The sequence below is a fragment of the Sphingomonas desiccabilis genome, assembly GCF_004135605.1.
Lineage (GTDB): Bacteria > Pseudomonadota > Alphaproteobacteria > Sphingomonadales > Sphingomonadaceae > Sphingomonas > Sphingomonas desiccabilis.
This window is the reverse complement of record NZ_SDPT01000003.1, coordinates 503,733-514,163: the sequence shown is the minus strand read 5'-3', so window position 1 is coordinate 514,163 and position 10,431 is coordinate 503,733. Positions and strand designations below refer to the sequence as shown.

The 10,431-nt window shown below is 68.6% G+C and carries 10 protein-coding genes and 2 tRNA genes; 4 read left to right on the top strand and 8 right to left on the bottom strand.

Translation table 11 applies throughout. The features are described from left to right. Window positions 1–446: 446 nt before the first annotated feature. A complete protein-coding gene (locus EO081_RS15900; RefSeq protein WP_129343300.1) occupies window positions 447–1,922 on the top strand; it encodes a lipopolysaccharide biosynthesis protein in 1,476 nt (491 codons plus the stop codon). Between the two features lie 9 nt (window positions 1,923–1,931). Here EO081_RS15900 and EO081_RS15895 read toward each other — a convergent pair whose 3' ends face one another. Continuing rightward, window positions 1,932–2,357, bottom strand: a complete 426-nt coding sequence (locus EO081_RS15895) for a CBS domain-containing protein (RefSeq protein WP_129343298.1) — start codon at window positions 2,355–2,357, stop codon at window positions 1,932–1,934. 71 nt (window positions 2,358–2,428) lie between these two features. Here EO081_RS15895 and EO081_RS15890 point away from each other — a divergent pair, with 71 nt between their 5' ends. Further along, entirely contained in the window at window positions 2,429–2,749 is a 321-nt protein-coding gene (locus tag EO081_RS15890; RefSeq protein ID WP_129343296.1) for a hypothetical protein, read from the top strand. A gap of 60 nt (window positions 2,750–2,809) precedes the next feature. Here EO081_RS15890 and EO081_RS15885 read toward each other — a convergent pair whose 3' ends face one another. The 7 genes from EO081_RS15885 to EO081_RS15855 form a co-directional block, all read right to left on the bottom strand. Continuing rightward, window positions 2,810–3,580: a DUF4167 domain-containing protein gene (locus tag EO081_RS15885; protein ID WP_129343294.1), complete on the bottom strand. Its 771-nt coding sequence runs from the start codon at window positions 3,578–3,580 to the stop codon at window positions 2,810–2,812. A 244-nt stretch (window positions 3,581–3,824) separates the two neighbouring features. Continuing rightward, entirely contained in the window at window positions 3,825–4,643 is an 819-nt protein-coding gene (gene prmC, locus EO081_RS15880) for a peptide chain release factor N(5)-glutamine methyltransferase (RefSeq protein WP_129343292.1), read from the bottom strand. Window positions 4,644–4,665: 22 nt separating this feature from the next. Next, a complete protein-coding gene (gene prfA / locus EO081_RS15875) occupies window positions 4,666–5,742 on the bottom strand; it encodes a peptide chain release factor 1 (protein ID WP_129343290.1) in 1,077 nt (358 codons plus the stop codon). Then, a complete protein-coding gene (gene hisS / locus EO081_RS15870) occupies window positions 5,739–6,962 on the bottom strand; it encodes a histidine--tRNA ligase (protein ID WP_129343288.1) in 1,224 nt (407 codons plus the stop codon). Before hisS ends, prfA begins: the two co-directional genes overlap by 4 nt. Window positions 6,963–7,042: 80 nt before the next feature. Beyond that, window positions 7,043–7,116, bottom strand: a tRNA-Gly gene (locus EO081_RS15865). A gap of 282 nt (window positions 7,117–7,398) precedes the next feature. Beyond that, window positions 7,399–7,719: a YnfA family protein gene (locus EO081_RS15860; RefSeq protein ID WP_129343389.1), complete on the bottom strand. Its 321-nt coding sequence runs from the start codon at window positions 7,717–7,719 to the stop codon at window positions 7,399–7,401. A gap of 50 nt (window positions 7,720–7,769) precedes the next feature. Continuing rightward, window positions 7,770–7,855 (bottom strand) — tRNA-Tyr (locus EO081_RS15855). 133 nt (window positions 7,856–7,988) lie between these two features. On the opposite strand from EO081_RS15855, the gene EO081_RS15850 reads away from it, so the two are divergent. Then, complete coding sequence (locus tag EO081_RS15850; protein ID WP_129343286.1) at window positions 7,989–9,608, top strand: M20/M25/M40 family metallo-hydrolase; 1,620 nt, start codon at window positions 7,989–7,991, stop codon at window positions 9,606–9,608. 2 nt (window positions 9,609–9,610) lie between these two features. After that, window positions 9,611–10,360: a 23S rRNA (guanosine(2251)-2'-O)-methyltransferase RlmB gene (gene rlmB / locus EO081_RS15845; protein WP_129343284.1), complete on the top strand. Its 750-nt coding sequence runs from the start codon at window positions 9,611–9,613 to the stop codon at window positions 10,358–10,360. Window positions 10,361–10,431 lie beyond the last annotated feature (71 nt).

Below are 10,431 nucleotides of genomic sequence, written 5' to 3'. Positions count from 1 at the left end.
AACTCTCAAGTTTGATGTTCCACCCAATCCCCGCGGAATAACGAGGATCAAGCAGCTCACTTCAAGGAGCCAATTCCTGCACATCACATATACTGTGGATATGTAATAGGACACATGAACTGGCTTAAGCTTTAACCGACCACACCACGCCTTGAAAACGTGGCATACCGGAGCCGCCGCCCACATGTCCCTTCATCTTAACCAACAATGTCAAAGAACAAAACGCCGGCGCTCCAGCAAACCCCTCTTTCAAGAGGCGCTCAGCACCAGGTTTTTCGCGACCCAGCAAGCGCTCCGTTCGGTGCGCCGCTGCGGTGAACGGGTCTCTAGACGCACTCCCCACACCCGTCAAACCCATTTTTCAAAAATGTTGCACTGCGGTCGAGAAACGGCGGATTCCCGCGGTTTTTGTGGCGCGCGGCTCCGGCTCGGCATAGGCCAGAACCATGGATGCGCCCCTTCAGGAGACGAATCGCCCCGCCGAATCGCTGCGGCACCAGGTTCGCTCTGCGATTCTGTGGCGTTCGGGCACGCAGATCGCCGGCCAGCTGATCGCATGGGCGTCTACCTTCCTCGTGATCCGCATCCTGAGCCCCCAGGACTACGGCCTGTTCGCCATGACCCAGGTCGTGCTGGTCGTGCTCAACATGCTGAACGGCTACGGCCTTGCGAGCGCCTTGATCCAGAAGCCCGAGGTCGATGATTGCGCGATCCGGCAGCTGTTCGGAATGCTGCTGGTGCTGAACGGGACGCTCGCCATCCTCCAGGTGGCGGGAGCCCCGCTCGCGGCCGCCTATTTCCGCCATCCCCAGGTCGCCGAACTGCTGCGCGTGCAGGCGCTGCTCTACCTCGCCACGCCGTTCATCGCCTTTCCCTATGCGCTGCTGAGCCGCGCCATGGACTTCCGGCGCCAGGCGGCGGTGAACCTGCTCTCGGCCGTGCTCGGTGCGCTTGCGGCTCTCGGCGGTGCGCTTGGGGGCCTCGGCGTCTGGACCTTGGTGCTGGCGCCGATGGTGCTGTTCGGGACGCGTGCCGTCGGCATGATGGTCGCGGCGCGTGCATGGGTACGCCCGAGCTTCGACTTTCGAGGTGCCGGCGGGATCGCGCGCTATGGGGTCCTGATGGCGACGGGCCAGCTGTTCTGGGTCATCCAGAGCCAGGCCGATGTCTTCGTTGCCGGCCGCCACCTCGACGCCCATGCGCTGGGCATCTACACGACGAGCCTGTTCCTGGCGCAGATCCTGGTCGCGAAGTTCGTGCCGCCGATCAACGACGTCGCCTTTTCCGCCTATGCCCGCATCCAGCACGATCGCAGCTCGGTCGCCGCCGCATTCCTGATGGGGGTCCGCATGGTGCTGCTGCTGGCGATGCCCTTCTACCTCGGGCTGGCAGTCGTGGCCGAGCCGCTGGTCTCGGTGATGCTGGGCGAGAAGTGGCTGGAGACCGGCCCCGTCGTGGGGCTGCTCGCGCTCGCCATGCCGTTCCTGACGCTTCAGATCCTGTTCGCGCCGGCATGCGATGCTTGCGGGCGGCCCGGCATCAGCGCGGGCAACGGAGCGATCGGGGCGATCCTGCTGCCGATCGCCTTCCTCGTCGGCGTGCGCCATGGCGTCATGGGTCTCGCCGCCGCCTGGTTGGCGACCGCCCCCCTGTACCTCGCCCTTTGCGCGTGGCGGACGCTGCCGGTGATCGGCGTGCGTGCAGGGGCACTCGCTTCGGCCGTCTCGCAGCCCTTGCTGGGAAGCGTCGGCATGGCGCTGGCGGTGCTGCTGGTTGACCGGTTGCTGCCGCCGCTCGCGCCCTTGCTGCGGCTGGCCATCCTGGTCCCGGCCGGTGCGCTGATCTACGCCGGCTGGATGCTCACCTTTGGACGCGGGTTGCTGGCCGAGGCACTGGCGCTGGCCCGATCGCGGCGCGGCTGAGGCCCTCGCTCAGCTGCCGATATAGGCGCGCATCGCCTGCGCCTCGGCTTCGATCCCCTCGATCCGGTGCTTCACGAGGTCGCCGATCGAGACGATGCCGACGAGACGCCCCGATTCGACCACGGGAAGATGGCGGATGCGCCGGTGCGTCATCAACGACAGAGCCGCGAGCACAGGCTCCTGCGGCGAGACGGTGACGGCGGGCGCCGTCATGGCCGCGGTCACCGGACGATCGAGCGTCGCCGCGCCGCCGTGGTGGAGGCAGCCGATCACGTCGCGTTCCGAAAAGACGCCGAGGATCGAGTCTCCCTGGACCACCGGTACGGCGCCGATCCGGCGTTCCGCGAGCAGGTGGACGGCGTCGCCCACGGTTCTTCCGGCATCGATCGAGACCACGTCATGGCCCTTGCCGCTCAGGATCACCGCGATGGTCATCGCACCCTCCTCTGCCGCCGCGTGCATCGACGAGGGTTGAGCATCCCATGTTTGGATGGGATTGCAAGACGATGCTGCACGATGACCGCGATCCGCTGGACGATCCGACCTATGCGCGCTTCGCCTGGAGCCGGTTTCGGCGGCTGCTGAAGTGGATGGCCGCCGTCGCGGCACTCGCCGCGGCCGTCGCCGTGGCATTGCTGTGGCACCTCGTCGGTCCGCTGCCGATCCACATGGCGATCGCGACCGCGCTGGGCGTCGGCCTGTCGGTGCTGATGGCGGCAGTGCTGATGGGGCTGATCTTCCTGAGCTCGGGCACGGGCCACGATGCTGCAGTCGACCGGTTCGCGCGGAAGGACCAGCCAGAGTCCAACGTCCCCGACACCGAATAGCAAAAGGGCCGGCACCGCTGGCTGCGGTACCGGCCCCTTGTCTCACGCGTGCGCTCGGCTTCAGGCGGCCGGCGGCATCACCTCGTCGTCGGCCCGGAGACGGCGGCGGCGGCGGGGACGCTCTTCGCCCTCGCCTTCCACAGCACCGAGCGCCGGCGGCAGCCGGTCCGCATCGATCCCGTGGGCCTCGGCCGCAGCCTCGACCGGCTGCTCGGCGTCCCGGCGACGGGCACGCGGGCGGGCACGGGGCGCGCGCGCCTCCGTCTCCACCGGCTGCACGTCGACATCGTTGGCGGCTTCGGCGGTCACCAGCTGGAGCTGCTCCACGGGAGCACCATCCACCTCGGTCTGCGCTACCGACGGACGCTCGCCGCGCGGCGCGCGTTCGGCCCGCGGACGTGCGTCCCGCTGCGGACGATCCTCGCGCTGGGCTCGGTCTTCGCGGCGGGGACGTTCCTCGCGCTGGCCCCGCTCCTCGCGCTGCGGACGATCGTTGCCGCCGTTCTCGCCCTCGAACTCGAACTCCTCGCCCTCGTCATCGGAGGCGAAATCGCCGCGCTGGCGCTGGTTCTCTTCGACCCGGGCGCGATTGTCGTTGAGCACGCGGAAGTAATGATCGGCGAACTGGAAATAATATTCCGAGTTCACCCGATCGCCCTGCATCTGCGCGTCGCGAGCCAGGTTCTTGTACTTTTCCAGCAGCTGCGCGGCATTGCCGCGTGCACGACTGTCGATGCGATTGCCGTTATCGGAACGGCCGGGGTTGCCCCCGCCTTGAGGACGCTGCCCACCACGGCCGCGACGGCGGCCGGCTTGCCGGTTGTTTATCAACGTGTGTGTGTCCCGTTCAAAACTGTCCGTCGATCCTGTCGATCCCGGATGCTGCCTGTCGCGGAGGCGCGCCCTTGCGCGACCCCGTCTGCCATGGCCACCGGACCGCAGTGGCGCGCATGACGCTGGAGGGGGCAGTGCCCCGAACTCACCTGTGACTGGTCGAAGGTGGCTTGCCCCGCCCCGGTCTTAGCGGCTGCATGGGCGATCTCCAAGGGGAAATATGGGGGTGCCACCGCCGGATTCAACCGGCAACGATCGCGCGAGGTCGCCCACCCAGATCCTGCGCAACGCGTGTCGAGAGCCCCTGGGCACGCAGCAGCGCCGATACCGGCTCCGCCTGGGTGAAGCCGATCTCCACCACGGCGACCCCGCCTGGGGCGATCAACCGCGCGAGCTGGGGCGCGAGCAGGCGATAGGCGTCCAACCCGTCCGCCCCGGCGAACAAGGCGCCGGCCGGCTCATGCCCCACCACCTCCTGCGGCAGCCGCTCGTCGGTGCCGATATAAGGCGGGTTGGTGAGAACCAGGTCGAACCGCGCGTCCAGCGCCGCCGCCCAGTCTCCCAGCATGAAGCGCGCCCGCCGGCCCATGCCGAGCCGCCCGGCATTGCGGCGGGCAAAGGCGAGCGCTTCGGGCGAGCGATCGACGCCCAGCCCTTGCGCCTGCGGCCAGTGGTCCAACGCGGCGAGCAGCAGCGTGCCGGGCCCGGTGCCCAGGTCGAGCACGCTCGTCGGCGCGCGATCCACGAAGTGCGCCACCGCAGCCTCGATCAGCGTCTCGCTGTCGGCGCGCGGTACCAGCGCGCCGGGTCCCACCTCCAGATCGATCGTCCAGAAGGCGCGGGTGCCGGTCAGATAGGCGACTGGCGTGTGCGCGAGCCGCGCTTCGACCAGCGCCTCGAAGCCGGCCGGCACGGCATCGGCGAGCCGTCCGAGCAGCAGCGCGTTGCGCTCGACGCCCATCGCGTGCGCCATCAGCAGTTCGGCATCGAGCCGCGGCGTGTCGGACACGACGGCGATGCGCTGCGCCGCCTCCCGCACCGCGTCCGCAGCGGTCGTCACGCCGCGTCGAGCCCGGCGGCGGTCACGCCGCGTCGAGCGTCGCCAGCCGCTCCGCCTCGTCCTCGGCGATCAGCGCGCCGATCAGCTCGTCCATTTCGCCCTCCAGGATTTCGGGCAGGCGATGCAGCGTCAGGTTGATGCGGTGGTCGGTCACCCGCCCCTGCGGGAAGTTGTAGGTGCGGATGCGCTCGGAGCGGTCGCCCGATCCGACCATCGCCTTGCGCGTGCCCGAGCGTTCGGAGGCGAGCCGCTCCCGCTCCGCTTCGTACAGCCGGGTACGAAGCACCTTGAGCGCCTTGGCCTTGTTCTTGTGCTGCGACTTCTCGTCCTGCTGGATCACCACCAGCCCGGTCGGCAGGTGGGTGATGCGCACGGCGGAGTCGGTAGTGTTGACCGACTGGCCGCCCGGCCCCGACGAGCGATAGACGTCGATGCGCAGGTCCTTGTCGTCGATCTGGACGTCGACCTCCTCGGCCTCGGGCAACACCGCGACGGTCGCGGCGGAGGTGTGGATGCGCCCGCCGCTTTCGGTCACCGGCACGCGCTGCACCCGATGAACGCCGCTCTCGAACTTGAGGCGCGCGAACACGCCCTGCCCCGTCACCGAGGCGACGACTTCCTTGAACCCGCCCGCATCGGAGGCGCTGGCCGAGATCATCTCCACCCGCCAGCCGCGCGTGTCGGCGTAGCGCTGGTACATGCGGAACAGGTCGCCCGCGAACAGCGCCGCCTCGTCGCCGCCGGTACCGGCGCGGATTTCGAGCATCGCCGGGCGTTCATCGGCCGCATCGCGCGGCAGCAGCGCCAGTGCCAGCGCACGCTCGGCCGCGGCCAGCCGCTCGCGATTCTCGTGCAGCTCCTCGGCCGCGAGGCGGCGCAGTTCCTCGTCGCCGTCCTGGCTCATCTCCTCCAGCGATTCGGCCTCGGCACGCAGCCGCCGCACCGCGCCCGCGGCCTCGGCCACCGGCTCCAGCTCGGCATATTCCTTCGAGACCTGAACGAAGCGGTCGCCCGGCAGCTCGCCGGTCGCCATCAGCGCCTGCAACTCGTCGCGCCGTGCCTCGATCTGCGCGATGCGATCGGGGGAGATGGCGGTCATGCCTGGCGCAGCGCCTGCTCGGCACGCGGCTCCCCGCGCAGCGTGCGGAAGGCGGCCGCAGACGCCTCGCCCTCGAATCGCAGCGAGACCGTCTCGGCCGGCTCCAGCTTGAGCGCCTTGTCGTAGCGCTTGCGCGGCGATCCGGTCGCGACAAGGTCGGCGACCAGCCCCGCCTTGCGCAGCCGTGCGACCGTGGCGATGCCCTCGCCAAACGCGCGCTCGTCCTCGACCACCACCGCCACGTCCAGTTGGGGCGCCGGAGCACCGTCGAGCAGCATCGCCAGCCGCTCGATCCCGGCCGCCCAGCCCACGCCCGGCGTCTCGGGGCCACCGAGCGAGCCGATCAGCCCGTCGTAGCGGCCGCCCGCCAGCACCGTGCCTTGTGCGCCCAGCCGGTCGGTGACGAACTCGAACGCGGTGTGGCGGTAGTAGTCGAGCCCGCGCACCAGCCGGTCGTTGCGCGTCCACGCCACGCCCGCGGCATCGAGCCCCGCGGTGACGGCCGCGAAGAAGTCGCGCGCTTCCGGCGTCAGATAGTCATCGATCCCGGGCGCGCTGTCCGCGACCGGACGATCGCGCGGGTCCTTGGAATCGAGGATGCGCAACGGATTCTTGTCGAGCCGGGCGAGGCTGTCCTCGCTCAGCACGTCGCGATGCGCCTCGAAATGCGCGACCAGCGAGGCGCGCCACGCGTCGCGGGTATCTGCGTCGCCCAGCGTGTTGAGCTGCAGCGTCACGCCCTCGATGCCAAGCTCGCGCAGCAGCTGGTCGGCGAAGGCGAGCAGCTCGACGTCGGCACCGGGCTCGGCCGCGCCGATCACCTCGGCATCGATCTGGTGAAACTGGCGGTAGCGCCCCTTCTGCGGCCGCTCGTAGCGGAACACCGGGCCATGGGTCGCGATCTTGAGCGGCGCGTATTGCTGCCAGCCGTCGGTCAGATAGGCGCGGGCGATGCCGGCGGTGAACTCCGGGCGCAGGGTCAGCGAATCGCCGCCGCGGTCCTCGAAGCTGTACATCTCCTTGGAGACGACGTCGGTGGTTTCGCCCAGCGAGCGCGCGAACACGGCGGTCGATTCGAACACCGGCAGCTCGACGCGGCCGAAGCAATAGAGCCGGCGGACGCGCTCGAACGCTTCGACCACGCGGCCGAAGCGGCGCTGGTCTTCGCCGAAGATGTCCTGGGTGCCGCGGATGGGGTGGGGCGTTTCGATGCGGGCCATGGCGGCGCTCTCTAGGGCTGGTCCGCAGCTCCGGCAATCGCGCGGCGCGGACGCCGTGGCGGGCTGAGGCGGAAGGAAGGTGGAGCGGGTAACGGGAATCGAACCCGTGTATTCAGCTTGGAAGGCTGCTGCACTACCATTGTGCTATACCCGCCCGATGCGCCGGAGGTAGCCGCGCCACGCGGTGGACGCAAGAGGCCCCGACGGCGGCTCAGCCAGTGTCGGGAAGAATGCCTCCTCCCCCTTCCACCAATCCCGTTTGTCTCGAGTAGGGATTGAGCTTGTCGAGAGCCCGTATCGAGAGAGCCACCACAACCGTCATCTCGGTACGCCGTCTCGACAGGCTCGACGGCTACTCGAGGCAAACGGAAGAATAAAAGACAAACGGGGTGGATGGACCGGAAGCGAAGACAAAGAAGGCCTGGAGGTTATCCCGTCACCGCGGCCCGAACAGGATCGCCAAGCATCCCAGCAGACACAACCCGCCGCCGATCAGGTCGAAGCGATCCGGGCGCAGCCCCTCGACCAGCCACATCCAGCCGAGCGAGCTTGCGACGTAAATGCCACCATAGGCCGCATACGCACGCGCCGCCGCGGGAGTGTCGGCGAAGGTGAGGATCCAGGCGAACCCCGCCAGCGCAATCATGCCGGGGATCAGCCACAGCGGCGAGGCGCCGAGCCGCGCCCATTTCCAGAACGCAAAGCATCCGCCGATTTCGAGCGCCGCGGCAAAAACGAAGAGGATGGGGGTCGGCAGCGCAGGTGTCCCTTTGTCCGGGAGAACCGATCCGCCGCGCCGGGGGCGGATGGTGGAAGGGGCTGGATTCGAACCAGCGTACACTTGCGTGGGCAGATTTACAGTCTGCTGCCTTTAACCACTCGGCCACCCTTCCACGGGGCCGCTTCGCTGAAGCGAGGTGGCCCATTGCCGTCCGATCCGGCCGCTGTCAACGGCTTGCGCGCCTTTCCTGGCCCGCATAGCGTCCCAGCGACGCTTTTTCTCTTCCCTCCCACGAACGGAACCCGATGCGCGCGCTTACCCTTGCCTTGTTCGCCACTGTTGCCGCCACGCCTCTTGCCGCACCCCTCGCCGCCCAGTCGGTCGATCGCGACGCCGTCACCCGGATCATCGAGGAGGGGACCAACCAGTCGGAAGTGATGCCGATCGCGCAGCACCTGACCGACGTGATCGGCCCGCGCCTCACCAACTCGCCCGGCATGCGCCAGGCAGAGGAATGGACCCAGTCCAAGTTCCGCGAATGGGGCCTGCGGAACGTCCACAAGGAAGGGTTCGAGTTCGGCCGCGGCTGGTCGATCGTCAGCTCGAGCGTGCGCATGGTAACCCCGCGCCCGATCGAGCTGACCGCGATCCCGATCGCCTGGACTCCCGGCACCAACGGCACCATCACCGCGCCGGTGATCGTCGCGCCGATGACCAAAGAAGCGGATTTCGCCCGCTACCGCGGTCAGCTCGCGGGCAAGATCGTGCTGGTGACCCAGCCGGACACCGGCTCGGAGCCGGACCGTCCCGCTTTCCGCCGCCTCAGCCAGCAGGAACTCAACGACCAGGACTTCTTCGAAGCGCCGGTCAATGATCCGGATGCAGCGGACCGCCGGCTCAAGCGGCTCGACTTCTCGCTCAAGCTCGACGCGTTCCTCAAGAGCGAGGGCGCGGTGGCGATGGCGACCATGTCCAGCCGCGACGGCATGCTGCTGCACGGCAGCGGCTATCTGTTCGGACGGGGCCAGACCCCGGCGACGCCGGGCATCGAGATCGCGGCCGAGGATTATCGCCGGCTCGCCCGCCTCGCCCGCGTGGGCCAGGCGCCGACGCTGGAAGTGACCAGCAACGTCCGCTTCGACGACAGCGACGTACAGGCGTACAACATCCTGGCCGACATTCCGGGCACCGATCCCAAGGCCGGCTATGTGATGGCCGGCGCCCATCTCGACAGCTGGGCGGCCGGCGATGGCGCTTCCGACAATGCCGCGGGTTCCGCCGTGGTGATGGAAGCCGCCCGCATCCTCTCGCAAATGGGGGTGCGGCCGAAGCGGACGATCCGCTTCGCGCTGTGGAACGGTGAGGAACAGGGGCTGCTCGGCTCGCTCGCCTATATTGAGCAGCACATCGCCACGCGCGCGCCCGCCGCGACGGCACCGACGACCGGCCTGGCCCGCTTCTATGGCTGGACCTCGCGCTGGCCGATCACGAAGAAGCCGGGCTACGACCAGCTCGCCGCCTATTTCAACCTCGACAACGGCTCGGGCAAGATCCGCGGCATCTATGCCGAGAACAACCAGGCAGCCGTGCCGATCTTCCGCGAATGGTTCGCGCCGTTCCAAGCGATGGGGGCGGGCACCGTCGCGATGCGCCGTACGTCGAGCACCGATCACTATTTCTTCCAGTCGATCGGGCTCCAGGGCTTCCAGTTCATCCAGGACCCGCTGGACTATGGCAGCCGCATCCACCACACCAATGCCGATACCTTCGACCATCTGAAGGGCGAGGATCTGCGTCAAGCGTCGATCATCATGGCATCCTTCCTCCTGAATGCCGCCAATGCGGACAAGCCGCTGCCGAAGCCGCCGCTGCCCCGCCAGCCGAAGGTCACCGACCCGTACGCCTGGCCGAAGGCGGAGGACTGAGCATGGCACGACGCGGCCATCGACCGAGCCAGGGTTCCGCCCAGCGCCCCCGTTTTTGGGGGCGCCACGCGGTGCTCGCCGCGCTCGCCAATCCCGAGCGCACCGTTCGCAAGCTGTGGGGCACCCATGAGGCCTTGTCGCGGCTCGACCTGCCCTCCACGCTGACCGTGATCTATGCGGAAGCGGCCGACCTGGGCCGGCTCGTACCCAGCGACGCCCCGCACCAGGGGATGGTCGCCGAGGTCGATCCGCTAGAGGACATCTGGCTGGGCGACCTGCTTCAGCAGGGTGCCGATGACACCCGCCCGCTGCTGGTGCTCGATCAGGTGACGGATCCGCACAATGTCGGCGCGATCCTGCGTTCCGCCGCCGCGTTCGACGCACTCGGCATCGTGACGCAGGACCGGCATGCACCACCCGAATCCGGCACCGTCGCACGCACCGCGTCCGGCGCGCTCGAAGTGGTGCCCTGGGTGCGCGTGGTAAACCTGGCCCGCGCGCTGGAGGAGATTTCGGAAGCCGGCTACTGGCGCATCGGCCTGACCGGCAACACCGAGACCACGCTCGACCAGGCGCTCGGCAGCCCCAAGGTCGCGCTGGTGCTGGGCGCCGAGGGCGAAGGCATGCGCCAGAACACCGAGGCGCATTGCGACGTCCTCGCCAGGCTGCCGATCAGCAGCAAGGTGGAGAGCCTGAACGTCTCCAACGCCGCGGCGATCGCGCTCTACGCGGCGGCGACCCGACGCGGCTGAGGACGGGGGCACGGCTTCGGCCGTGTCCCCCTCGCCTTTGCACCCGGGACAATCGCGGCTACTCCTTCACG